General features: G+C 66.8%; 19 protein-coding genes. 9 read left to right on the top strand and 10 right to left on the bottom strand.

From position 1 onward, the window contains the following. Positions 1-14: 14 nt before the first annotated feature. The 3 genes from VL129_RS04550 to VL129_RS04540 are packed head-to-tail and all read right to left on the bottom strand — an operon-like array spanning position 15 to position 3,216. Complete coding sequence (locus VL129_RS04550; protein WP_325410527.1) at positions 15-1,151, bottom strand: sodium ion-translocating decarboxylase subunit beta; 1,137 nt, start codon at positions 1,149-1,151, stop codon at positions 15-17. Between the two features lie 10 nt (positions 1,152-1,161). Next, complete coding sequence (gene oadA / locus VL129_RS04545; RefSeq protein ID WP_325410525.1) at positions 1,162-2,946, bottom strand: sodium-extruding oxaloacetate decarboxylase subunit alpha; 1,785 nt, start codon at positions 2,944-2,946, stop codon at positions 1,162-1,164. 21 nt (positions 2,947-2,967) lie between these two features. Further along, positions 2,968-3,216: an OadG family protein gene (locus tag VL129_RS04540; protein WP_325410523.1), complete on the bottom strand. Its 249-nt coding sequence runs from the start codon at positions 3,214-3,216 to the stop codon at positions 2,968-2,970. Positions 3,217-3,520: 304 nt separating this feature from the next. Here VL129_RS04540 and VL129_RS04535 point away from each other — a divergent pair, with 304 nt between their 5' ends. Continuing rightward, a complete protein-coding gene (locus VL129_RS04535) occupies positions 3,521-4,378 on the top strand; it encodes a class I SAM-dependent methyltransferase (protein WP_325410520.1) in 858 nt (285 codons plus the stop codon). Positions 4,379-4,635: 257 nt separating this feature from the next. Here VL129_RS04535 and hrpA read toward each other — a convergent pair whose 3' ends face one another. Then, positions 4,636-8,706: an ATP-dependent RNA helicase HrpA gene (hrpA, locus tag VL129_RS04530; RefSeq protein WP_325410518.1), complete on the bottom strand. Its 4,071-nt coding sequence runs from the start codon at positions 8,704-8,706 to the stop codon at positions 4,636-4,638. Between the two features lie 118 nt (positions 8,707-8,824). On the opposite strand from hrpA, the gene VL129_RS04525 reads away from it, so the two are divergent. Continuing rightward, positions 8,825-9,670, top strand: a complete 846-nt coding sequence (locus tag VL129_RS04525; protein WP_325410516.1) for an ion transporter — start codon at positions 8,825-8,827, stop codon at positions 9,668-9,670. A gap of 84 nt (positions 9,671-9,754) precedes the next feature. Here the strand turns inward: VL129_RS04525 and recQ are convergent, their stop codons facing one another. Further along, positions 9,755-11,887, bottom strand: coding sequence for a DNA helicase RecQ (gene recQ / locus VL129_RS04520; protein WP_325410514.1), 2,133 nt, complete (start codon positions 11,885-11,887; stop codon positions 9,755-9,757). Between the two features lie 155 nt (positions 11,888-12,042). Here recQ and VL129_RS04515 point away from each other — a divergent pair, with 155 nt between their 5' ends. Both VL129_RS04515 and VL129_RS04510 read left to right on the top strand, forming a co-directional pair. After that, entirely contained in the window at positions 12,043-12,627 is a 585-nt protein-coding gene (locus VL129_RS04515) for a YecA family protein (RefSeq protein WP_325410512.1), read from the top strand. 4 nt (positions 12,628-12,631) lie between these two features. Next, the gene (locus tag VL129_RS04510) at positions 12,632-13,039 is read left to right on the top strand and encodes a YbaN family protein (protein ID WP_325410510.1); all 408 of its coding nucleotides are present in this window, start codon (positions 12,632-12,634) and stop codon (positions 13,037-13,039) included. A gap of 282 nt (positions 13,040-13,321) precedes the next feature. Here the strand turns inward: VL129_RS04510 and VL129_RS04505 are convergent, their stop codons facing one another. Both VL129_RS04505 and VL129_RS04500 read right to left on the bottom strand, forming a co-directional pair. Next, positions 13,322-15,484 (bottom strand): TonB-dependent copper receptor, encoded by a 2,163-nt coding sequence (locus tag VL129_RS04505; protein WP_325410508.1) that lies wholly within the window; start codon positions 15,482-15,484, stop codon positions 13,322-13,324. Between the two features lie 56 nt (positions 15,485-15,540). Then, a complete protein-coding gene (locus tag VL129_RS04500; protein WP_325410506.1) occupies positions 15,541-15,954 on the bottom strand; it encodes a DUF2946 family protein in 414 nt (137 codons plus the stop codon). A 319-nt stretch (positions 15,955-16,273) separates the two neighbouring features. Here VL129_RS04500 and leuA point away from each other — a divergent pair, with 319 nt between their 5' ends. Continuing rightward, the gene (gene leuA, locus VL129_RS04495; protein WP_325410504.1) at positions 16,274-17,944 is read left to right on the top strand and encodes a 2-isopropylmalate synthase; all 1,671 of its coding nucleotides are present in this window, start codon (positions 16,274-16,276) and stop codon (positions 17,942-17,944) included. Between the two features lie 104 nt (positions 17,945-18,048). Here leuA and uvrB read toward each other — a convergent pair whose 3' ends face one another. After that, positions 18,049-20,067 (bottom strand): excinuclease ABC subunit UvrB, encoded by a 2,019-nt coding sequence (gene uvrB, locus VL129_RS04490; protein ID WP_325410502.1) that lies wholly within the window; start codon positions 20,065-20,067, stop codon positions 18,049-18,051. A 185-nt stretch (positions 20,068-20,252) separates the two neighbouring features. Here uvrB and VL129_RS04485 point away from each other — a divergent pair, with 185 nt between their 5' ends. Then, positions 20,253-21,443: an amino acid aminotransferase gene (locus tag VL129_RS04485; protein ID WP_325410500.1), complete on the top strand. Its 1,191-nt coding sequence runs from the start codon at positions 20,253-20,255 to the stop codon at positions 21,441-21,443. Positions 21,444-21,721: 278 nt separating this feature from the next. Further along, a complete protein-coding gene (locus tag VL129_RS04480; protein ID WP_325410498.1) occupies positions 21,722-22,093 on the top strand; it encodes a DUF6746 family protein in 372 nt (123 codons plus the stop codon). Here the strand turns inward: VL129_RS04480 and VL129_RS04475 are convergent. Next, positions 22,060-22,827 carry a Mut7-C RNAse domain-containing protein gene (locus tag VL129_RS04475; RefSeq protein WP_325410496.1) on the bottom strand — a complete coding sequence of 256 codons (768 nt, stop codon included), beginning with the start codon at positions 22,825-22,827 and terminating at the stop codon, positions 22,060-22,062. The two genes, VL129_RS04480 and VL129_RS04475, sit on opposite strands and share 34 nt — an antisense overlap. An 84-nt stretch (positions 22,828-22,911) precedes the next feature. Here VL129_RS04475 and VL129_RS04470 point away from each other — a divergent pair, with 84 nt between their 5' ends. Then, the gene (locus VL129_RS04470; protein WP_325410494.1) at positions 22,912-23,742 is read left to right on the top strand and encodes an AraC family transcriptional regulator; all 831 of its coding nucleotides are present in this window, start codon (positions 22,912-22,914) and stop codon (positions 23,740-23,742) included. On the opposite strand, the gene VL129_RS04465 is transcribed toward VL129_RS04470, so the two are convergent. Continuing rightward, a complete protein-coding gene (locus tag VL129_RS04465) occupies positions 23,724-24,311 on the bottom strand; it encodes a LysE family translocator (protein WP_325410563.1) in 588 nt (195 codons plus the stop codon). The two genes, VL129_RS04470 and VL129_RS04465, sit on opposite strands and share 19 nt — an antisense overlap. A gap of 139 nt (positions 24,312-24,450) precedes the next feature. Between VL129_RS04465 and VL129_RS04460 the strand changes: the two genes are divergently transcribed. Beyond that, a complete protein-coding gene (locus VL129_RS04460; protein WP_325410492.1) occupies positions 24,451-25,086 on the top strand; it encodes an FMN-binding negative transcriptional regulator in 636 nt (211 codons plus the stop codon). The last annotated feature ends 55 nt before the right edge of the window (positions 25,087-25,141 follow it).

Raw genomic sequence — 25,141 nt, 5'->3', positions numbered from 1 at the left:
CGCTCGAAAGCGTGTCAGCCGACGAAGCTGAGCAGCACCCCCGCCGCCACAGCCGAGCCGATGACCCCGGCCACGTTGGGCCCCATGGCATGCATGAGCAGGAAGTTCTGCGGGTTGGCCTCCAGGCCGACCTTGTTGGAGACCCGCGCCGCCATCGGCACCGCGGAGACCCCGGCTGAGCCGATCAGCGGGTTGATCTTGGTCGTGCTGAAGCGGTTCATGATCTTGGCCATGATGATCCCCGCCGCGGTACCGCCCGAGAACGCCACCATGCCCAGCGCCAGGATGCCCAGGGTCTTCATCTGCAGGAAGGCCTCGGCGGACAGCTTGGAGCCGACGGTCAGCCCCAGCGCGATGGTGATGATGTTGATCAGCGCATTGCGCGAGGTGTCGGCCAGACGATCCACCACGCCGCATTCGCGCAGCAGGTTGCCGAAGGCGAACATGCCGATCAGCGGCGCGGCGTCCGGCAGCAGCAGGCCGACCAGCAGGCACAGCAGCAGCGGGAAGACGATCTTCTCCACCTGGCTGACATGCCGCAGCTGGGTCATGACGATGGCACGCTCCTCGGGAGTGGTCAGCGCGCGCATGATCGGCGGCTGGATCAGCGGCACCAGGGCCATGTAGGAGTACGCGGCCACGGCGATCGGACCGAGCAGGTCAGGCGCCAGTTTGGAGGTGACGAAGATCGACGTCGGGCCATCGGCACCACCGATGATGGCGATCGACGCGGCTTCCCGCAGGGTGAACTCCAGCCCCGGGATGCCACTGGCGGTCAGTGCCAGGGCGCCCAGCAGCGTGCCGAAGATGCCGAACTGCGCGGCGGCGCCGAGCAGCAGCGTCTTGGGGTTGGCCAGCATCGGACCGAAATCGGTCATGGCGCCGACGCCCATAAAGATCAGCAGCGGGAACACGCTGGTCGGCAGGCCCACCTCGTAGAACAGGTGCAGGATGCCAGCGCCCTCGGCCATGTTGGCCACCGGGATGTTGGCCAGGATGCCGCCGAAGCCGATGGGAATCAGCAGCAGCGGTTCGAAGCCCTTGCGGATCGCCAGGTAGATCAATGCGATACAGACCAGCATCATCAGGGCCTGGCCGGCCTCCAGATGGTACAGGCCGGTGCTCTGCCAGAGCGTGAGCAACTTTTCCATGAAACGCTCCTTAAGCGATGCTCAGCAGAGGATTGCCGACCGACACTGCGTCGCCGACCTTGACGTCCACGGTGGCGACGGTGCCGGCCTTGAAGGCGCGAATCTCGGTTTCCATCTTCATGGCTTCGAGGATCACCACCAGATCGCCTTCCTGCACCATCTGTCCGGGCTGCACCAGCACCTTGAAGATGTTGCCGGCCAGCGGCGCCGGTTGCGGCTCGCCGGAGGTCGGGGCCGGGCCGGCGGCCGGAGCCGCGGTTGCCGAAGCGGCACCGTTCAGTGCCTTGATGCCGGCGATGTCGCCGCCGTCGCTGACCTGCACCACGAAGGACTTGCCGTTGACGTCCACGGTGTAGACCTCCGGCTTGCCGGCCTCGCGGGGCGCCAGCTCCTGGCCGTTCGGCATCGGCTCGAAGGCCGCCGGGTTGCCCCGGTTTTCCAGGAACTTCAGGCCGATCTGCGGGAACAGCGCGTAGGTCAGTACGTCATCGATCGCCTCGGCGGCCAGCTGGATGCCCTTCTCGCGGGCGATGCCGTTCAGCTCGGCGGTCAGCTTGTCCATCTCGGCGTCCAGCAGGTCGGCCGGGCGGCAGGTGATCGCCTCGCCACCATTCAGCACGCGGGCCTGCAGCTCGGCGTTGAACGGCGCCGGCGCAGCGCCGTACTCGCCCTTGAGCACGCCGGCGGTTTCCTTGGTGATCGACTTGTAGCGCTCACCGGTGAGCACGTTGATCACCGCCTGGGTGCCGACGATCTGCGAGGTGGGGGTGACCAGCGGGATGAAGCCCAGGTCCTCGCGCACGCGCGGGATTTCCTCGAGCACCTGGTCGAACTTGTCCAGCGCGCCCTGCTCCTTGAGCTGGCTTTCCATATTGGTGAGCATGCCGCCGGGTACCTGGGCGACCAGAATGCGCGAGTCGACGCCACGCAGGGTGCCTTCGAACTTCGCGTACTTCTTGCGCACCTCGCGGAAGTAGGCGGCCACTTCCTCGAGCAGTTCCAGGTTCAGGCCGGTGTCGCGCTCGGTGCCCTGGAAGATCGCCACCACCGACTCGGTCGGCGAATGGCCGTAGGTCATGGACAGCGAGGAGATCGCGGTGTCGACGTTGTCGATGCCGGCTTCCACGGCCTTGAGGATGGCGGCGGTGGACAGCCCGGCGGTGGCGTGGCACTGCATGTGCACCGGAATGGCCAGGCTGGCCTTCAGGCGCGAGACCAGCTCGAAGGCCTGGTACGGAGTGAGGATGCCGGCCATGTCCTTGATGGCCACGGAGTCGGCGCCCATGTCCTCGATCTGCTTGGCCAGATCGACCCACATGTCCAGGGTGTGCACCGGACTGGTGGTGTAGGAAATGGTGCCCTGGGCGTGCTTGCCCTGGCGCTTCACGGCGCGCAGCGCAGTATCCAGGTTGCGCGGGTCGTTCATCGCGTCGAACACGCGGAACACGTCCACGCCGTTGATGGCGGCGCGCTCGACGAACTTCTCCACCACGTCATCGGCGTAGTGCCGGTAGCCGAGCAGGTTCTGGCCGCGCAGCAGCATCTGCTGGCGGGTGTTGGGCATCGCCTTCTTCAGTTCGCGGATGCGCTCCCAGGGGTCTTCGCCCAGGTAACGAATGCAGGCGTCGAAGGTCGCGCCACCCCAGCTTTCCACCGACCAGAAACCCACCTGGTCGAGTTTGGGCGCGATGGGCAGCATGTCTTCCAGGCGCACGCGGGTGGCGAGGATGGACTGGTGGGCGTCACGCAGCACCACATCGGTAATGCCGAGCGGCTTGTTGTTCGAAACGGTCATGGAGATGTTCCCTTTCCTGGGTCAGCCGCGGCGCGCGCGGTGGAGATGGATCGCGGCCTTGATCGCGGCCAGGGTGTCTGCATCGGCATCGATAGCGGGAGCCGCCGAGGCGGATCGCGGTTGAGCAACCGCCGGCTCGCTGACGAAGCGAGCGGTGAGGAAGGACATCACGCGAATGCAGAAAATGAGGAGAACCAGAAAGACGAAGACGGAACCCATGCCGAATAGCATGATTTCTACGCCTTCGAGCAGAAGTTGGCTGGTCTGCATGCAACTCTCCGAAGGGCGCCCTTATGGAGCGCCGTCGTTATTGTTTTGAGTGATCGACTCGGCTCTTGGCTGCAGTCAGCGGGTCTGAGACAGTGCGGCCGCTGCGCACGCTACCTACGCACCCGGAAGCGAGTCAATGACTATTGCCGGGAAAATCGCGACTAATGGCCTCTTCGCGGCGGCACCCGCGCAGTGCGACGGCCCGGCAGCAGCGGCGCTTCGCCCGCTGGAATCCGCCCACCGCGCACCAGCGCCGCGACGACAGGTCGCACCGGAATGGGCGACCGTGACGGCACACTAACGCGTGCCTGCTACTACCGCGCGCGCCTGCGCCCGCCAACTCAGCGAAACCACCATGACCCTCGACGACATCGATTTTGCCGGCCTGTACCGCGAGCACCTGCGCCAGGCCGGCCGCGCGCCCAAGCCGGCCAGCGACTGGGACCGCCGCGCCGGCGAACTGAACCGCAGCAGCCAGGCCTCGCGCTACGCCAGCGACTTCATCGGCCGCATGAACCTGAACGGCGCCCGCACGCTGCTGGACATTGGCTGCGGCCCGGGCGCCCTGGCGCTACCGCTGGCCACACGACTGGAGCGGGTGTACGGCCTGGACTTCAGCGCCGGCATGCTCGCCTGCCTGGCGGACAACGCCCGGCAGCAGGGCCTGGAGAATGTGCAAGGCATCCAGCGCGCGTGGGAGGAGGACTGGAGCGATGTGCCGGTGTGCGACATCGTGGTGGCATCCCGTTCGGGGCTGGTGGGCGATCTGGCCGACGCCCTGGAGAAGATCAACCGCCACGGCCGGCTGCGCGCCTACATGACCCAACTGGTCGGCGGCGCCTTCAGCGAGCCGGAGATTGCCGCGCTGCTCGGTCGCCGCCCCCAGCGCCTGCCCGACTACCTCTATACGGTGAGCTTGCTGCACCAGCGCGACATTCACCCGCGCCTGGATTACCTGGAAACCCGCAACCGCCTGGGCGGCACCCGCGACTTCGAGGAATTCGCCCAGCGCGTGGCCTGGGCCTTCGGCCCCATCGACGCGGCGCAGCGCGCCGAACTGCAGCGCTGGTACCAGGCCGACCCCGAACGCGCCAAAAGCGGCGGCGCGCCGATGCGCTGGGCCTTTATCAGTTGGGATATTCCGCCAAGGCAACGCGGCTGAAGCCGCTCCCACCAAAGCCGGACGCTCGCGAGCCGCTGACCGACCCGCACAACCCCCTGTAGGGCCGGCTTTATGCCGGCCAACAGAGGTCAGGCCGACACGGCAGCGTAATCTGCAGCCCCGTTGGCCGGGATAAACCCGGCCCCCACAGGTCCCGCCACCCCTCTGAGCGCCAGCCGCTAGCAAAGGGCCGTGCTGCACGGACCTGTAGGAGCGACTTCAGTCGCGAGCTTTTGGCCACGCCGCGGCGCCGTGCCTCAGCCTTCCACGCTCGCCCACTGCTTGCTCAGGCGCTTGTCCGACACCGGCATCTTCGTGCCCAGTTGCTGGGCCCACAGCGACACGCGGTACTCCTCGAGCATCCAGCGGTACAGCGCCAGTTCCGGGTCGCGCTTGCCTTCCTGCAGGTGCTTCTTCAGGCGCGCCTGGTACTGCTCCCAGTAGCCGGCCAGCTCGCCGCTCCACACGCGGTCGCGCTGCAGCTGCGCGCCGATCTTGTCGAAGCGCTGCTCGATCGCCTTGAGGTAACGGGGATATTCACGCAGCCACTCGACCGGGGCCTCGCGCACGAAGCCGGGATAGATGAGGTTGCCCAGCTGCGCCTTGATATCGTTGAGCGCCACCGCCTGGGCCAGGTCGATGCGGCCCTTGAAGCGCTTCTGCAGGGCATGCCAGTGCTTGAGGATTTCCAGCATCAGCCGCGACAGCCGCTCGGCGTGTTCGGTCCAGGCGCCGCGTTTCTGCTCGGCCAGCGAGGCCAGCGCAGCGCCGTCGCGCGGCAACGGCTCGACGCCGTCGAGGATGCAGCTGTCCAGGCTGGCCAGCAGGATGTCCTCGGTCAGTGCCTCGATGCGGCCCAGGTCGCGATAGAGCATCCCCATATCGGTCAGGCCCGGCAGCTTGCCGCGCAGGAACTTGGCCTGCTCGCTCAACTGCTGCAGCAGCAGGCGCTGCAGCGCGCGGCGATGCTGGAACTCGGCCTCGGCCTGGGTCGGGAAGCGCCCTTCCTTGACCACCCCGCCCTCTTCCACCAGCGCCGGGTAGACGGTCATGGCCAGGCCGGCGATCTTCTGCTGGGTCTTCTCGGCCACCGGGGCAAAGCCCTTGGCTTCCACCGGCTTCTGCTGTTCCGCCTTCTGGGTCGGCAGCGCCAGCGCCGCCTGGCTGGCTTCGCTGAAGCGCGCGGTGATTTCCGCCAGGTCGCGGCCTTCGCCGAGGAACTTGCCGCGCGCGTCCACCACCTCGATGTTCATGCGCAGGTGGCTTTCCACCTTTTCGCCGGCCTCGGCCCAGGCCTCCTCCGGCACGCGGGCGCCGGTCATGCGCTGCAGCTCGCGGCCCAGTGACTCGGGCAGCGAGCCTTCGGCGAAGGGCAGCTTGGCCAGCGCAGCGCGCACGAAATCCGGCACCGGCACGAAATTCTTGCGCATGGCCTTGGGCAGGTTGCGCACCAGCTCGATGGCGCGGGCTTCCAGCAGGCCCGGCACCAGCCATTCCAGACGCTCGGCCGGCAACTGCGGCAGCAGCGGCGCCGGCACGCGCAGGGTCACGCCATCGCGCGGGTGGCCGGGCTCGAAATGGTAGGTCAGCGGCAGCTGCAGCTCGCCCAGGCGCAGGTGATCGGGGTACAGCGCGGCGGTGACTTCGCTGGCGTCGCGGGCCAGCACGTCTTCCTCGCGCATCAGCAGCAGTTGCGGGTTCTTCTGGCTCTCGCGCTTGTACCAGCTCTCGAAGCTGGCGGCCTGGTAGATGTCCTGGGGAAGCCGCACGTCGTAGTAGGCGAACAGCGTGTCCTCATCGGCGAGGATGTCGCGGCGGCGCGCCTTGGCCTCCAGCTCGTCGAGCAGCTCCAGCAGGTCGCGGTTCTCGGTGAGGCACTTGGCGCGACTGTTGATCTCGCCGCGCACCAACCCTTCGCGGATGAACAGTTCGCGGGCCGCCGGCGGGTCGACGGGGCCGTAATGCACCGGGCGCTTGCCGACCACGATCAGGCCGAACAGGGTGATCTGCTCGAAGGCCACCACCTGGCCGCGCTTCTTCTCCCAGTGCGGCTCGAAGTGGTTCTTCTTGATCAGGTGCCCGGCCAGCGGCTCGATCCAGTCCGGCTCGATCTTGGCCACCATGCGCGCGAACAGCTTGGTGGTTTCCACCAGCTCGGCGGCCATCACCCACTGCGGCTTCTTGCGGCCGATGACGCTGGAGGGGTGGATCCAGAAGCGCCGCTGGCGGGCGCCGAGGAAGTCACCGTCCTCGGTCTTGCTGCCGATGTGGCTGAGCAGGCCGGCAAGGATCGCCTGGTGCACAGCGGCGTAGCCCTTGGCGCGCTGGGCGGCGGCCTGGGCCTCGGCCTGCTCCTTGAGCTTGGCGTTGAGCTTGGTATCGGTGGTGGGGGTGATGCGATTGGTGGAAGAGGCTTCGCCGTCTTCCACCCTACGGTCGTCGATCGCTGCGTAGGGTGGATGGCCGGAGCCATCCACCGCCTTGCCGGCGCCGAGCTTGAGTTCGCGCACGATCAACAGCAGTTGCCGATGCGCGTCGCGCCATTCGCGCAGGCGCAGGTAGTTGAGGAAGTTCTTGCGGCACCAGCTGCGCAGCGCGTTGGCGCCCAGCTCCTGGCGCTTTTCCTCGAAGCCGCGCCACAGGTTGATCAGCGCGGCGAAGTCCGAATCCGGATCCTTCCACTGGGCATGGGCCTGATCGGCGGCCTGCTGGCGGTCGGCCGGGCGTTCGCGCACGTCCTGCACAGACAGCGCGCTGGCGACGATCAGCACCTCGTCGAGGCTGCCCAGGCGCGCGGCTTCCAGCAGCATGCGGCCCAGGCGCGGGTCGATGGGAATGCGCGCCAGCTGCCGGCCCAGGGCGCTGATGCGGCCCTCGCGATCCACTGCCGACAGCTCCTGCAGCAGGTTGAAACCGTCGCTGATCGCCTTGCCGTCCGGCGGCTCGATAAACGGGAAATCAGCGATGTCGCCCAGGCGCAGGTGCAGCATCTGCAGGATCACCGCCGCCAGGTTGGTGCGCAGGATCTCCGGATCGGTGAATTCCGGCCGGCCGAGGAAATCCTCCTCGCTGTACAGGCGGATGCAGATACCCGGCTCGACGCGGCCACAGCGGCCCTTGCGCTGGTTGGCGCTGGCCTGCGACACCGCCTCGATGGGCAGACGCTGTACCTTGGAGCGGTAGCTGTAGCGGCTGATGCGCGCGGTGCCCGAATCGATCACGTAGCGGATCCCGGGCACGGTCAACGAGGTTTCCGCCACGTTGGTGGCCAGCACGATCTTGCGCCCGGCGGCCGGCTTGAAGATCTTCTGCTGCTCGGCCGGGGTCAGCCGCGCGTACAGCGGCAGCACCTCGGTGAGGCGCAGGTTGGCCTTGCGCAGCACCTCGGCGGCGTCGCGGATCTCGCGCTCGCCGGGCAGGAACACCAGCACGTCGCCGGGGCGCTTGCCGATGCTCTTCTCGTGGGCCTCGATCTCGGCCAGCGCGGCGAGAATGCCCTGATCCACCGTCAGGTCGTCCTCGACGCGGTTGCCGTCCTCGTCGGTCTCGGCGGCCAGCGGGCGGTACCAGGTTTCCACCGGGTAGGTGCGCCCGGAAACCTCAATAATGGGGGCATCATTGAAATGCTTGGAGAAGCGCTCCAGATCGATGGTCGCCGAGGTGATGATGACCTTGAGGTCCGGACGGCGCGGCAGCAGCTTCTTCAGGTAGCCGAGCAGGAAGTCGATGTTCAGCGAGCGTTCGTGGGCTTCGTCGACGATCAGCGTGTCGTACTTTTCCAGGAAGCGGTCGTGCTGGGTTTCCGCCAGCAGAATGCCGTCGGTCATCAGCTTGATCAGGGTGCGGTCGGTGCTCTGGTCCTCGAAGCGCACCTGGTAGCCGACCAGCTCGCCCAGCGGCGTGGCCAGTTCCTCGGCGACCCGGGTCGCCACGCTGCGCGCCGCCAGCCGGCGCGGCTGGGTGTGACCGATCAGCCCGTTCACGCCGCGGCCGATTTCCAGGCAGATCTTCGGCAGCTGGGTGGTCTTGCCCGAACCGGTCTCGCCGGCGATCACCAGTACCTGGTGCTGCTCCAGCGCCGCCTTGATCTCGTCGCGTTTGGCGGCGATGGGCAGCGCGTCGTCGTAACGGATGACCGGCACGCTCTCACGGCGCGCCTGCACCTTGGCGCAGCTGGCCTGGAAGCGCTCCAGCCACTGCGTCAGGCGGGCGTCATCGGGCTGCTTCTGCAGGTCCTGCAGCTGACGACGCAGGCGATGACGATCGGCGGAAAACGCCTGATCGAGGTTGTGCAGCAGGGTGGCAATGGCAGGCAGGGCGTCGGTCATCGAGCAATCGCGGCAAATCGGAAAGGGCGCGATTGTCGCAGATTTTCCGCGCCCGGGCGCGGCACGCCCGGTGTGCAGCGGTTACCCTAGCCACATTCGATGATCCGGGCGAGCAGCAATGGACAATCCCCTGAGTGAAATGAGCTGGCGCGAGCGCCTGTACGTGGTGATCTTCTTCACCAACACCCCGGAAGGTCGGCGTTTCGATGCCTGGCTGCTGGTGACCATCCTGGCCAGCCTGCTGGTGGTGATGTTCGACAGCATCCCCTCGGTGAATGCCGAAGCGGGCCAGCCGCTGCTGGCGCTGGAATGGCTGTTCACCCTGCTGTTCATGGTCGAGTACGGGGTGCGCATCTACTGCCATCCGGAACCGCGCAAGTACATCTTCAGCTTCTATGGGGTGGTCGACCTGCTGTCGTTCCTGCCCAGCTTCCTGGCCCTGCTGGTGCCCGGCAGCCATTACCTGATCGTGGTGCGCGTGCTGCGCCTGCTGCGGGTGTTCCGAATCCTCAAGATGACCCCCTACCTGAGCCAGGCCAACTTCCTGCTGGTGGCGCTGCGCGGCAGCCGGCAGAAGATCATTGTGTTCCTGCTGACGGTAAGCACCCTAGTGGTGATCTTCGGCACGCTGATGTACGTGATCGAAGGGCCGGAAAACGGCTTCACCAGCATTCCCGCCAGCGTGTACTGGGCGGTGGTGACGCTGACCACCGTCGGCTACGGCGACATGGTGCCGCACACCGGATTGGGCAAGACGATGGCCACGCTGATCATGGTCACCGGCTATTCGATCATCGCCGTGCCCACCGGCATCTTCACCGCCGAACTGGCCACCGCCATGCGCCAGGACAGCCTGCACCACGACTGCCCGACCTGCCACAAGGACCATCACGAACCCCACGCGGCGTTCTGCAGCCGCTGCGGGGAGAAGTTGTTTGCGAAGACGACCGAGGAGCAAGCGTAGGGCGGACAACGCTGGCGCGTCGCGCGCAGCGGCGGCCAGAACAGCGCCGACCACCCTACCGGGGACCCGTACGTTGCGCGCGGCTTAAAGCTCGAACTCGCTCTGCAGCGCCGCGCGCACGCAGTGCAGCACGCCGACCGGCACGCGGCCCTTGAACTGCTCGGCGATCTCGGCCACCGGCGGCAGTTCGCCTTCGCCGTCGAGGAAGGCGTCCTGCACTTCCATCATCAGCTCCTCGGGCAGGTCCAGGGCCTGGTCCAGCGCCAGCTGCTGGTTGCCGATGGCTTCGGCCAGCAGGCTGTAGACGTTCTTTTCGGTGCAGTCGAGCTGGCTGGCGATCTGCGCCGGGGTCATGCCGGCGCGGGCCAGGCTGATCAGCTCGTGGCGCAGGTCGGTGACCACCCGTGGCGCCTCGCCCTGGGCGCCACCGAGCGCTTCGAGGAAGGCCTCGCCGTAGCGCTCCAGCTTGCGCGCGCCGACGCCACTGACCCGGCCCATCTCGGCCAGGTTGCGCGGCTGACTGCGCAGCATTTCCAGCAGCGTGGCGTCCGGGAAGATCACATAGGGCGGCACGCCGTGTTCCTCGGCCAGCTTGCGGCGCAGGCTGCGCAAGGCTTCCCAGGCGGCGCGCTCCTCGGTGCGCACCAGCTGGCTGGCCGGGCTGGCACCGGAGGATTGCTTGGGCTGCTTGCCGATCAGCTCGCGGCGCAGCTCCAGGGTCACCTCGCCACGCAGCAACGGGCGGCATTTGTCGGTCAGACGCAGGCCGCCGAAGGCGTCCAGGTCCACATCGGCCAGGCCGCGGGCGACCAGCTGGCGGAACAGCGTGCGCCAGTCACCTTCAGACAGACCCTTGCCGACGCCGTACACCGACAGGTGCTGATGGCCGAACTGGCGGATCTTGTCGTTGTCCCGACCCAGCAGGATGTCGACCAGATGGCCGACGCCGTAACGCTGGCCGCTGCGGTAGATGGTCGACAACGCCTGGCGCGCCGGCTCGGTCACGTCCCAGGTCTGCACGCCGTCGACGCAGTTGTCGCAATGCCCGCAGGGTTGCGGCAGCTCCTCGTCGAAGTAGGCCAGCAGCGCCTGGCGCCGGCAGCGGGTTTCCTCGCACAGCGCCAGCATGGCTTCCAGCTTGTGCTGTTCGACGCGCTTGTGCTGTTCGTCGCCCTCGGAATTGCTGAGCATCTGCTTGAGGAAGATCACGTCCTGCAGGCCGTAGGCCATCCAGGCATCCGCCGGCAGGCCGTCGCGGCCGGCGCGGCCGGTTTCCTGGTAGTAGGCTTCCAGGCTCTTGGGCAGGTCCAGGTGCGCCACGAAGCGCACGTTGGGCTTGTCGATGCCCATGCCGAAGGCAATGGTCGCCACCATGATCAGCCCTTCCTCATTGAGGAAGCGCTTCTGGTGATAGGCGCGCAGGTCGCTGGGCAGGCCGGCGTGGTACGGCAGCGCCGGAAAGCCCTGCTCGGTGAGGAAGGCGGCCAGTTCGTCGACCTTCTTGCGCGACATGCAGTAGACGATGCCGGCGTCGCCCTTGCGCTCGGCGAGGAAGGCCAGCAGCTGCTTGCGCGGCTGGTCCTTGGGCACGATGCGGTAGAAGATGTTCGGCCGGTCGAAGCTGGACAGGAAGCGCTCGGCGTTCTCCAGCTTGAGGCGCTGGACGATCTCCTCGCGGGTGCGCTTGTCCGCCGTGGCGGTCAGGGCGATGCGCGGCACGTCGGGGAACAGCTCGGCCAACTGGCCCAGCTGCAGGTATTCCGGACGGAAGTCATGGCCCCACTGGGACACGCAATGCGCCTCGTCGATGGCGAACAGCGCGATCGGCAGGCGCTGCAGGAAGGCCAGCATGCGCGGCTGCACCAGGCGCTCGGGGGCCAGGTACAGCGCCTTGATCTCCTGGCGACGCAGGCGTTCGGCGATCTCGCGCTGCTCGTCGGCACTCAGCGTGGAATTGAGCGCCACGGCCGGCACGCCCAGTTCGTCGAGGGTGGCGACCTGGTCGTCCATCAGCGCGATCAGCGGCGACACCACCACCGCCAGGCCGTCACGCAGCAGCGCCGGCACTTGGTAGCACAGCGATTTGCCACCGCCGGTGGGCATCAGCACCAGGGCATCGCCGCCGCCGGCCACCCGTTCGATGATGGCGGCCTGATTGCCACGAAAGGCGTCGTAGCCGAATACGTCTTTGAGGATGCGCTGGGCTTGGTCAAGCATGCCGGTCTCCGAAACAGGCGGCGAAGTATACGCGAGCCTCGCGCCGCCGGCGCCCCGCCGCGCGACGGATCGGCGCGCCGCTGCGCATGCCGGTAGCCCTGCCCTGTGCACTCGACTAGAATTCGTCGCTATCCATCCGCCAAGGTAGTGCCCGTATGTCGTTTGCCGAACAATTGACCCGTCTGCAGGAGTTCCTCGATTCCGACGACCTGCACGAGGAAGCGCTGGACTACGTGGCCGCCCATGGCTATCTGACCGCCCTGTCGGTATCTCCCGAGCCCGTCGAAGAGCGCGAGTGGATCGACGCGTTGTTCGCCGAGCCGCCGCATTATCGCGACGAGGCCCAGCGCCAGGACATCGAACAGGCCCTGGTGCAGCTCAAGGCGCGCATCGCCCAGCAGTTGGCCAGCGACGAGGACATGGAGCTGCCTTGCGAGCTGGATCTGGGCGACGAGCCGGACCTGTCCGACCTGCGCGGCTGGTGCATCGGCTTCATGGAAGGCGTGTTCCTGCGCGAGGCCGCCTGGTTCGAGAACGCCGAGGATGAAGTCAGCGAGCTGCTGCTGCCGATCATGGTCGGTTCCGGCCTGTTCGAGGAGCAGCCGGAGTTCGACGAGATCGCCGCCGACCGCGACCTGGTCGACAGCATGATCGAGCAGATCCCGGAAGTGCTCACCGCGCTGTACCTGCTGTTCCAGGCCCCGGAAGAGAAGCCCTCGCTGCTCAAGCCGCGCCACTGAGACCATGCGCGAGCCCCACCGCCTGCCGCGTGCGCTGCCGCTCTGGCTGCGCTATACGCTGCTGTCGGTGGGCTGGCTGAGCGTCGTTCTCGGCGTGATCGGCATCTTCCTGCCGGTGCTGCCCACCACCCCCTTCCTGCTGCTGGCCGCCGCCTGCTTCGCGCGCAGTTCGCCGCGCTTCTACGCCTGGCTGGTCGGCCACCCGCGCCTCGGCCCGTGGATTCGCGACTACCTCGAAGGCCAGGGCATTCCGCTCAAGGGCAAGATCTACACCCTGCTGCTGATGTGGGCGAGCATCGGGTTCGCCTGCTGGCTGGTGCCGCTGTTCTGGGCGCGCGTCGGCATGCTGACCAGCGCCACGCTGGTGAGCATCTACATCCTGCGGCAGAAGACGCTGGTGGTGAGGCGTTAGCGCGGGCGACGGGCTAGCTGCTGGTTGGTAGGAGCGGCTTCAGCCGCGATGCTTTTTCCTGCAGGCGCCCCAAGAGCTCGCGACTGAAGTCGCTCCTACAGGTTCGTGCAGTGCGTTGCTTTGGTGGCTTACGAGAGCGCGGGTTGGCGCTGCGCACGAGGCGCGAGTGCCGACGGTCGGACTGCCCATGCCTCATCCTTGAGGCCAGCCCTCGAATCGGCGCCCGAGCTCCATGCCCAGCGCCAACCCGCGATCAGGGAGCGTTGCGCTCCCTCTCTCGATTTAGAAGCTCACATCCAGGCGAGCCCAGAGGCTGCGGCCCGGCTCGTTGATGCGTTCGTCGGCGGACATACCGACACCGGCGTTGCCGGCCTGGTTGAGGTGCTCGCTGTAGGCCTTGTCCAGCACATTGTCGACGCCGGCGCTGAGCTTGAAGTTCTCGTTCACGCGATAGGCCGCGTTGAGCGAGAGCACGCCGAAGCCGGTGCTTTCGTCGAAGTCCTTGCTGGTCACGTTGCCCTGGCCCTCGGCCACCCGGGTCTGCGCGGCCACCACGCGCCACAGACCGGCGGCGCTCCAGTTGCCGCGCTCATAGCCAAGGCCGAAGCGGGCTTCCAGTGGCGGAATCTGCGGCATGGCGCGCTCGTCGGTGGTGTTCTCGCCCCAGGCGTAGGCCAGGCTGGCGTCGGCCTTCCAGTTGTCGGTCAGCTTGTAGCTGCCGCCCACTTCGGCGCCGGCGATGCGGGCGTCGATGTTGGTGGCGATCGAACGGGTCATGCCGGGCATCATGCCGGGAACATAGTTGAACATGATGTAGTCGTTGACCTGCCCGACATAGGCCGAGGCCCAGGCCTCCAGCGGACCCTTGGCGTACTGGATGCCGAAGTCCAGCTGGGTGGTCTTTTCCGGTTCGACCGTCTCGAATGCCTGGATGCTGCCCACCGGGCCAGGGCTGGCCGAGAACAGCTCCCAGTAATCCGGGAAGCGCTGACTGTGGCCCAGACCGACATAGGCGGTGGCCGGCAGGCTCGCCAGGCCATGCTCGTAACGCAGGAAACCGCTGTACAGGGTATCGCGCTTGGTATCTCCAGCGCTGGGGTTGGCCCAGTTCATGCTGATCGGCTTACCGGTAACCGGATCGGTGGCCGTCGGGTGGTGGCTGTTGAACATCAGGCGCTCATCGGTAGCCTGCGCCCGGTCGATGCGCACACCACTGATCACCTTCTGTCGCTCACTCAGCTCCCGGGTCAATTCCGCGAACAGCCCGTACTGGCTGAATTCGGCGTCCTTGGTCCAGCCGAATTCGTCGTAGTCGGTATAGACCTGGGTCATCATGTTGAAGGTGGACGCGCGCTTGCGATGCTCGTTGGTCTGCGCGTCCACACCCGCCACCAGTTCGTAGGCGTTCCACTGCCAGGTGCCTGCCAGACGCCCACCCAGAGTGCGACGGTCGACGTTGGTGGCCGCCGGATTGCGCATCATCGCCATGGCGGCGGCCGGGTCCGGATCACGCAGCGTGAAGTTATCCATCACATGGTCGGCGTAGTTGTAATACACCCGCGCCTCGACCTTTTGCAGCACCTCGCCGATGTTCTCCTGCGCCACGCGCAGCGCCAGGCTTTGCCGCTCGAACTTGCTGCCGTCCATGCCGCGCCCGGCGTAGGCTGCTTCGCCGTCGCCGGTGCCGACGGTCAGTTCGACCAGGGTGTCGGCCGTGGGTGTCCAGCCAAGCACCAGATCGCTGCTCCACTTCTCCCACTGGGAATGCACCTCATCGCCGTTACCGTCCTGGTAGTCGTTCGAGGTGGAGTGGTTGGCCAGCAGGCGCAGGTAGCCCTGACTGCTGCCGGTGGCGGCATCGATGGCGCTGTCGAAGCGCCCTTCCGAGCCGGCCAGCAGGCTGGCGTCGACACGCCCGCCCAGCTCGGTGAAGTTCTCCGGCTCGCGCTCGAAGAGGATGGTCGCCGCCGAGGCACCCGGCCCCCAGAGCACCGTCTGCGGGCCCTTGATCACCGTGAGGCTGTCGAAGTTCTGCGGGGTGATGTAGGAACTCGGCGAGTCCATGCGGCTCGGACAGGCGCCGAGCATGACGCCACCGTTGCTCAGCAGGTTCAGGCGCGAGCCGAACATGCCGCGGAACACCGGGTCGGCATTGGAGCCGCCGCCACGCACGGCGGAGAAGCCGGGAATGGTCTGCAGGTAGTCGCCGGCGTCGCTGGCCGGTACCGGCTGGCGCGGGATCTTCGGATCGGTGACCACGGTCACGCTGGCGGCCGGGGCCACGCCGGTGATGACGGTGGGCGCCAGCTCCTCGGCGGCCATGGCGCCGCCGCTCAGGCCGGCCAGCAGGGCGGCGTGGGCCAGTTTCCAGCGCAGACTGGAGGTATTGATGGAAAACGCGGTGCGCGCGTGCGCAGGCGCCGCGTAACGGACGTTACGAGTCATAAGTAGGTCTCACACAGAGAATTCGGACAAGCCGCCGAAGCGGCTCGACTGCTCGATCAGCTGTGCAGGACGGGAGGTGCGCGCGGATGGCCGCTGCTGCGGCGCGGCGCCGCCGGCTGGGGGGCTTCCGGCAGCGGCAGGATGACGGTGGGCTGGTACTCGGGCAGCACCAGTTGCAGGGACAGGCTGAGCGGCGGACTGAGGGTCAGCAGCTCGCAATAGCCGCACATTTCCAGCGCGGCCAGCCAGGCCGGTTCGCCGGGCGTCGAACGATGATGCATGCCATGGCCGGCCTCCGGCTCGGGCGCGGCGTGCGACGTGTGCTGGGCGTGCTGGGCGTGCTGGGCGTGCTGGGCGTGCGAGTCGAGCCCATGCCCCCCATGCATGGCAACAGCAACAGCCGGCGGCTCATCGGCTCGCTGCAGGGCCTGCAGACCGGAGAACAACGGGCCGACGTGAACCATCAGCATGGCGAACAGGCCAAGCCAGATTCCGACGTTCGTTGTGTGCTGCCTGCTTCTCACGGATGAGCCTGTGTTCGGTGCTTTCAGGGCGATGGTTGCAACGCATGGGAAGGTTGACCAGTGCGACACAACGCCGCAAGCGCCTCGATTAACGTCGGCTTTTTCGCAATTTAATCGCGCTTAAAAAACTCTTTTTAGTGGAAAACAGCAATTTCCAAACAATGCTTGCATCCAGAACCATGCACGCACTAGCTTTGCGCACATTCCGCTTCCGATGATTCCCGTCCGCGCCCCGCAAGGCCGGCCGCCGCCGCAGAGAAAAACCATGACCATGCTCAAAGATCCGTCGCAGAAATATCGCCCGTTCCCGCAGATCAACCTCCCCGACCGCACCTGGCCGAGCCAGGTGATCGACAAGGCACCGGTATGGCTGAGTTCGGACCTGCGCGACGGCAACCAGTCGCTGATCGAGCCCATGGACGCCAAGAAGAAGATGCGTTTCTTCAAGACCCTGGTCGCCGTGGGCCTGAAGGAAATCGAGGTGGGCTTTCCGTCCGCCTCGCAAACCGATTTCGACTTCGTGCGTGAGCTGATCGAAGGCGGCCACATTCCGGACGACGTGACCATCCAGGTGCTCACCCAGGCCCGTCAGGACCTGATCGAGCGCACCTTCGAATCGCTCAAGGGCGCCAAGCAGGCCATCGTCCACTACTACAACGCCACCGCACCCAGCTTCCGCAAGATCGTCTTCAAGCAGGACAAGGCCGGCGTCAAGCAGATCGCCATCGAAGCGGGCCGAATCATCAAGGGCCTGGCCGACGCCAACCCGCAAACCGACTGGCGCTTCGAGTACTCGCCGGAAGTGTTCAGCTCCACCGAGACCGAGTTCGCCGTAGAGGTGTGCAACGCGGTGATCGAGGTGTTCCAGCCGACCCCCGAGAAGAAGCTGATCCTCAACCTGCCGGCCACCATCGAGGCGGCGACTCCGAACATCTACGCCGACCAGATCGAGTTCTTCTGCCGGCACATCGACAAGCGCGACAGCGTGATGGTGAGCCTGCACACCCACAACGACCGCGGCACCGGCGTGGCCGCCACCGAGCTGGGCCTGATGGCCGGCGCCGACCGCGTGGAAGGCTGCCTGTTCGGCAACGGCGAACGCACCGGCAACGTCGACCTGGTGACCGTGGCGCTGAACATGTACACCCAGGGCGTCGATCCCCAGCTGGACTTCTCCGACATCGACGCCGTGCGCAAGGTGGTCGAGGAGTGCAACCAGCTGCCGGTGCACCCGCGCCATCCCTACGTGGGCGACCTGGTGCACACCGCCTTCTCCGGCTCGCACCAGGACGCCATCCGCAAGGGCTTCGCGGTGCAGAAGGCCGATGCGGTATGGGAAGTGCCGTACCTGCCGATCGACCCGGCCGACATCGGTCGCGACTACGAGGCGGTGATCCGGGTGAACAGCCAGTCCGGCAAGGGCGGCATCACTTACCTGCTGGAACAGGAATACGGCATCAGCCTGCCGCGCCGCATGCAGATCGAGTTCAGTCAGGTGGTGCAGAAGGAAATGGACCGTCTGGGCCTGGAAATGACCGCCCAGCAGATCTACGAACTGCTCGAGCAGGAATACCTCAACGCCGGCGCGCCCTACAGCCTGAAGAACCATCGGCTGCAGGAAGAGAACGGCATCAGCCAGGTGGAAGTGGACGTCAGCGAAGCCAGTGGCGCGACCCACCGCTGGATCGGCACCGGCAACGGTCCGCTGGAAGCCCTGGTTGCCGCCCTGCCGGTACGCCTGGAGGTGATGGACTACAGCGAGCACGCCATCGGCGCCGGCAGCCAGGCCAAGGCCGCCGCCTACATCGAAGTGCGCCTGCCGGGCGGGCGCCCGCTGCACGGCGTGGGCATCGACGGCAACCTCACCACCGCCAGCATGCGCGCCCTGTTCAGCGCCCTGAACCGCGCGCTGGCACAGGCGGAAGGCAAGGCCTGACGCTCCCCAGCGTGACCAAAAGCCCCTCGCCTGAGGGGCTTTTTCATTTCAGCCCAGCCGCCGGCATCGAGGCGTACCCCCTGTAGGGCCGGCTTTACGCCGCCCTACACCTGCAACAACCGCTGCCGTAGCGCCTGGATCTCGTCGCGCACCTGCGCCGCGGCCTCGAACTCCAGGTCGCGGGCCAGCTGCATCATCTTCTCTTCCAGCTGGCGGATGCGCTTGTTGATCTCGCTCGGCGAGCGCAGGCCGGCGTCGTAGCGCGCTTCTTCCTCGGCGGCCTTGAGCGCCTTGCGCTTGCCGCTGCGCGCGCCGGGGACCACGGCGCCTTCGAGGATGTCGCGGATGTCCTTCTTGATGCCCTTGGGCACGATGCCGTTTGCCGCGTTGAAGGCCAACTGCTTGTTGCGCCGGCGTTCGGTTTCGTCGATGGCGCGCTGCATGGAGCCGGTCATGTTGTCGGCGTAGAGGATCGCCTTGCCGTGCAGGTTGCGCGCGGCGCGGCCGATGGTCTGGATCAGCGAGCGCTCGGAACGCAGGAAGCCTTCCTTGTCGGCGTCGAGGATGGCCACCAGCGACACCTCGGGCATGTCCAGGCCCTCGCGCAGCAGGTTGATGCCCACCAGCACGTCGAAGGCGCCGGTGCGCAGGTCGCGGATGATCTCCACCCGCTCCACGGTGTCGATGTCCGAGTGCAGGTAGCGCACCCGCACGTTGTGGTCGGCCAGGTAGTCGGTGAGGTCCTCGGCCATGCGCTTGGTGAGGGTAGTGACCAGCACACGCTGGTCGACGGCCACGCGCTTGTGGATCTCCGACAGCAGGTCGTCCACCTGGGTGCTGGCCGGGCGCACTTCGACGTCCGGGTCGACCAAGCCGGTGGGGCGCACCACCTGCTCGATCACCCGACCGGCATGCTCGGCCTCGTAGGGGCCGGGGGTAGCGGAGACGAAGATGGTCTGCGGGCAGATGGCTTCCCATTCGTCGAAGCGCAGCGGACGGTTGTCCAGCGCCGACGGCAGGCGGAAGCCGTATTCCACCAGGGTTTCCTTGCGCGAGCGGTCGCCCTTGTACATGGCGCCCACCTGCGGCACCGAGACGTGGGATTCGTCGATCACCAGCAGCGCGTCGGCCGGCAGGTAATCGAACAGGGTCGGCGGCGGCTCGCCCGGCCCGCGTCCGGACAGGTAGCGCGAGTAGTTCTCGATGCCGTTGCAGTAGCCCAGCTCCATGATCATTTCCAGATCGAAGCGCGTGCGCTGCTCCAGGCGCTGGGCCTCCACCAGCTTGTTCTTGCCGCGCAGGAAGTCGAGGCGATCCTTGAGCTCGGCCTTGATGTGCTCGATGGCCTCCATCAGGGTTTCGCGCGGCGTGGCGTAGTGGGTCTTGGGGAAGAAGGTGAAGCGTGGCAGCTTGCGGATCACCTCGCCGGTCAGCGGATCGAAGGCGGCGATGTTTTCCACCTCGTCATCGAACAGCTCGATGCGCACCGCTTCCAGCTCGGATTCCGCCGGGAAGATGTCCACCACATCACCGCGCACCCGGAAGGTGGCGCGGGCGAAGTCCATCTCGTTGCGGGTGTACTGCAGCTCGGTCAGCCGACGCAGCAGCTCGCGCTGGTCGAGGCGGTCGCCACGGTCCACGTGCAGCACCATCTTCAGGTAGGTCTCCGGGCTGCCCAGGCCGTAGATGCAGGACACCGTGGTGACGATGATGGCGTCGCGGCGCTGGATCAGCGCCTTGGTGGCCGACAGGCGCATCTGCTCGATGTGGTCGTTGATCGAGGCGTCCTTCTCGATGTAGGTGTCGGAGGACGGCACGTAGGCTTCCGGCTGGTAGTAGTCGTAATAGGAAACGAAGTACTCCACCGCGTTGTGCGGAAAGAACGCCTTGAATTCGCCATACAGCTGCGCGGCCAGGGTCTTGTTCGGCGCCAGCACCATGGTCGGGCGCTGCACCTGGGCGATCACGTTGGCGATGCTGAAGGTCTTGCCCGAACCGGTCACCCCGAGCAGGGTCTGATGGGACAAGCCGGCCTCCAGCCCTTCGACCATCCGGCGGATGGCTTCCGGCTGATCGCCGGCGGGTGTGTAGCGGGTTTCCAGTGTAAACAGTGACTCGGACATGGGCACCTCGGGCGACGCGCCAGCCGGCAGGCCGTCGGTCTTCGACGATGCGGCAAATGCGCCTGCGGGATATCGCGGCTGAGAAAAATTGTGGCCATAATACCGCCCCGTTTGCGCAGCACCCTAGCGCCTCCGGCCCAGGGCGATTGCATGGCCCCCACCCTCCTTCTTCGAGCTCCGTCACCATGAGTTTGTTCTCCGCAGTAGAAATGGCACCGCGCGACCCCATCCTGGGCCTCAACGAAGCGTTCAATGCCGATACCCGCACCACCAAGATCAACCTGGGCGTGGGCGTGTACTACAACGAAGAAGGCCGAATTCCGCTGCTCAAGGCCGTTGCCGAGGCCGAGAAGGCGCGCCTGGCCGCCAGCGCGCCGCGCGGCTACCTGCCGATCGAGGGCCTGGCCAGCTATGACAGCGCCGTGCAGAAGCTGCTGTTCGGCGCCGACTCCGCCCTGCTGGCCGACGGCCGCGTGGTGACCACCCAGTCGCTGGGCGGCACCGGCGCGCTGAAGACCGGCGCCGACTTCCTCAAGCGCTTGCTGCCCGACGCCACCGTGGCGATCAGCAACCCGAGCTGGGAAAACCACCGCGCGCTGTTCGAATCCGCCGGCTTCCCGGTACAGAACTACCGCTATTACGACGCCGCCACCCAGGGCGTGGACCGCGCCGGCATGCTGGCCGACCTGAAGGCCCTGCCGGCCCGCTCGATCATCGTGCTGCACGCCTGCTGCCACAACCCGACCGGCGTGGACCTGACCCTGGCCGACTGGAAGGCCGTGCTGGAGGTGCTGCGCGAGCGCGAGCACGTGCCGTTCCTGGACATCGCCTATCAGGGCTTCGGCGACGGCATCGACCAGGACGCCGAAGCGGTGCGCCTGTTCGCCGAGTCCGGCCTGCAGTTCTTCGTCTCCAGCTCCTTCTCCAAGTCGTTCTCCCTGTACGGCGAGCGCGTCGGCGCGCTGTCCATCGTCACCAACTCGAAGGAAGAAGCCGCGCGCGTGCTGTCGCAGGTCAAGCGCGTGATCCGCACCAACTACTCCAACCCGCCGACCCACGGCGCCACCGTGGTCGGCAACGTGCTGAACAGCCCCGAGCTGCGCGCCCTGTGGGAAGCCGAGCTGACCGAGATGCGCGAGCGCATCCGCGCCATGCGTCAGGCCATGGTGCAGGGTCTGGCCGACAGCGGCCGCGACTTCGGCTTCGTCGCCCGCCAGCGCGGCATGTTCTCCTACTCCGGCCTCAGCGCCGAGCAGGTGGAGCGCCTGAAGAGCGAGTTCGGCATCTACGCCGTCGGCACCGGTCGCATCTGCGTCGCCGCCCTCAATCAGGGCAACATCGGTCGCGTCGTGGAAGCCATCAAGGCCGTGATCTGACCGGTTCCGTTTGAAAAGCGATCGCGGCTGAAGCCGCTCCTACAACCCCCTGGCGCAACGCCGGACCTGTAGGAGCGGCTTCAGCCGCGAGCTTCTGGTTTGTATCTGCACGAAAACCCTCCACCAAGACGCCCTCAGGTCACCTGCCGAGCCGCCGCGTCTACCCAGAACAGCGCTGACCGCCCTGCCAACGATTCCAACTTTTCTTGATTTAATGCAAGGCGTTCGCATTTGCATGGGATTAGCGTATACGCACATTTCCCATCCGAGGCTTCACCATGAACGCAATCACCCGCACCGTCGTCTTCACCCTCGCCACCTGCCTGTCCGCCGGCGCCCTGGCCAGCGAACGCATGGCCCATGCCAAGGGCCTGCCCGCCGATACGCTGGCCGAGGCGGTGAGCAATCTCGCCAGCCACAACCAGAAGCTGGAGGCGCTGATCGCCCAACCCATGACCCCGCAACAGCTGGGCGAGGTCCACCTGCTCAGCTACACGCTGGAGAATGCCCTGCGCCGGATCGATCATGACCTCAAGCAGATCGCCGAGAACCTGGAAGCCGTGCACATCGCCTCGGAAAGCAACGACCCCGCCACCGTGCAGCGCCAGGGCCGCGCCTACCTGGACGGTGTGCGCCCGCTGGCGCGCTGAGGGCGCCGCAGCAACGGCTCGAGCAACCGGCACATGCTGCGCCAGTGCGAGCCCTTCCAGTACACCCGCTGGCAGTGCTCGCAGTACCAGAATGCCGCGTAGCGGCGCCGCACGCCGGGTGGCAGGCGGTCCTCCACCGCCTGCCTGTCCACGGGCCGCAGCGGCAGGTTGCAGGTCAGGCAGCGGCTGAAGGGTCGCAGTCGGCCGGCCAGGTCGAGTCGCTCGCAGACCTCTTGCAGTTGCGCCGGCGGCTTGAGCGCGCGCACGTAGCAACCGTGACGGATGGCCCGCCGCTTGAGCAGCTCGCGGTCGCGGGTGAGCACGATCCGCTCCTGCTCCGCCGCCAGATCGGCGATCTGCTCGTCCGTCAGGGCGTTGTGATACAGGGTGTCGAAGCCGGCCATGCGCAACAGGTGCGCCAGCCCACCCAGGTGCACGTCGGCGATGAAGCGCAGCGGCCCAGCGCTGTGCACCCCCAGCAATGGCGTGACGTCCAGGGACAGGAACGGCGGATATACCGCCAGCCGGTCGCCGTCGCGGATCAGCCGCTGGAAACCCGCCGGCTCGCCATTCAGCAGAATCAGCGCCACCTCGGTATGCGGCACCCCCAGCGCCTCGATCATGTGCTTGGCGCTGGCCGCCCGCGCGCAGCGACAGGTAAAGTCCCGCCCACGCCGCGCCGCCGGCAGGAAATCGTTGAGCTGCGCGTAGAAGCGGAAGGTGGCGCTGACCATGGCAAGCCCGCCTGCTAGGGTATCCCCCAAATGACCACAGCCAGCTCCCGCTGCTGCACCGCCGCCTCAGGACGATTGACATCCATGCGCCATGACGACACCCGCCCGCGCTTCTGGCGCGATGCCAGACTGCCCTTCATCGAAGCGCGTTCGGTCAGCGATGGCCGCCTGGTCTGCTACGCCGCCCATGCCCATACCTGCTTCTCGATTGGCGTCATCACCGCCGGCGGCTGCCAGTACCGCAATGGCGACGTCCGGATGCGGATCGGCGCCGGCAGCCTGGTGCTGATGAACCCCCAGGCGGTGCATGCCTGCAATCCCATCGCCGGGCAACCCTGGGCCTATCTGATGCTGTACGTGGACGCCGCCTGGCTGGGCGAACGGCAGCGCGCGCTGGGTCTGTGCGAAGACGGCGCCTTCCAGCCGCTGGCGGCCATCCACCTGGACGATCCGGGGCTCTACGACGCGCTCTGCCAGCTGCACGCCCGCCTGCTGGATGCTCAGGTTGCCGCGCAGGCCAAGGCGGCGACCGCCGAGGCATTCTTCACGCGCCTGCTGCTGACGCAGGCGACCTGCCCGCCGATCGAGCGGCCGGGGCAGTGCGAACGCGCCGCTGCGCTCATCGCGACACAGGGCGCTTCGGCATTGAGCCTGGACACCCTCTGCACGGCTGCCGGCCTGTCCCCCTCCCAACTGATCCGGGATTTCCGCCGGCACTACGGCCTGACCCCGCATGCCTACCTGATCAACCGGCGCATCCAACACGGCCAGCACTTGCTACGCCAGGGCCTGAGCCTGGCCGATGCGGCGCTGAGCGCCGGCTTTGCCGATCAGGCGCACTTTCAGCGGGCCTTCAAGAAACACCTGGCGGCAACCCCCGGCCAGTACCGCGCCGCTCAATCCAGCAACAGGTAGCCGGCACTGGCCACCAACAGTACCGCCAACAGCCGATTGAAGCGCCGCATGCGCTCCGGCTGTTGCAGGTGGCGTCCCAGACGGCTGCCCGCCCAGGCCCAACTGGCCACGGACAGGTAGCAGATCAGGAAGTACAGCAGCGTGAAGGCCCAGATCCGGGCCACGCCGCCCTCTGTTGCGAACAGCCCCATGCTGGCCAGCGAGGCCAGCCAGGCCTTGGGGTTGAGCCACTGCATCAGCGCTCCCGCCCAGAAGCCCGGCCGACGGCCCTCCACCCCCGCGGACAGCACGCCATCATCCGCCGCCAGCCGCCAGGCCATGTACAGGAAGAAGGCCACCCCGGCGAAGCGGATGAACGCCAGCAGCACCGGCAACCGTTCCAGCAGTCTGTGCAGCCCCAGGCCGATCAGCAACAGCAGCACGGCAAACCCCACGCTCGCGCCGCTGACGTGCCACAAGCTGGGTCGCCAGCCGAAGCGTGCACCACTGCCCAGCGCCACCAGGTTGACCGGCCCGGGAGTGATCGAAGCCGCCAGGGCAAAGGCGGCCATGGACAAGTACAGTTCCACCACGTGTGTCCTCTTGGTTGCATCGGTGGCGCAGGTTAAGGACGGCGCCGAGGCGGGTCTTGAACAAAATTGCCAGGCGGGGCTTGTTTCGGGCACGGGTGATCTGCGAGTTTCAGCCGTCACCGTCCAGGAGCCCGCCATGTACGTCCCCGCGCATTTTGCCGAGCACCGGCTCGACGAACTCCACGCCCTGATCCGCCAGTACCCGCTGGGCATTCTCGTCACCCAGGGCGCGACCGGGCTGGATGCCAATCACCTGCCCTTCGAGCTGAGGGTCGAAGCGGGCCAGCCGGACCGCCTGCTGGCGCATGTGGCGCGCGCCAACCCCATTTGGCAGGAGGTTGCCGAGGGCGCCGAGGTGCTGGTGATCTTCCGGGCGGAGGACGCCTATATCTCGCCCAACTGGTATCCGAGCAAACAGGAAACCCACCGGCTGGTGCCGACCTGGAATTACCGCGTGGTGCATGCCCACGGCCGTCTGCGCATCCGCGACGACGCCCGTTTCGTGCGCGGCGTGGTGGCCCGCCTGACTCGCACCCATGAGGCGCGCCTGGAGCAGGAAAAGCCCTGGAAGATGACCGACGCCAGCCCGGCCTACATCGACCAGATGCTGGCCGCCATCGTCGGACTGGAAATCGAGATCGTCCGGCTGGAAGGCAAGGCCAAGCTCAGCCAGAACCGTGAGTCCCGCGATCTCAAGGGGGCCGCCGAGCAGCTCCGTCAGCACGGCCAGGAGGCGTTGGCCACCCGGATGCTGAACACCTTGGGCGAGTGACCGTTACCCCTCACGCGAACTAGGCACCCTGCTCCGCTTCCTTTACCATCCGCGC

The sequence above is a fragment of the Pseudomonas sp. genome, from assembly GCF_035497915.1.
Classification (GTDB): domain Bacteria; phylum Pseudomonadota; class Gammaproteobacteria; order Pseudomonadales; family Pseudomonadaceae; genus Serpens.
Note: the sequence above shows the minus strand (reverse complement) of the source record. Positions and strands in the feature narration are given on the sequence as shown.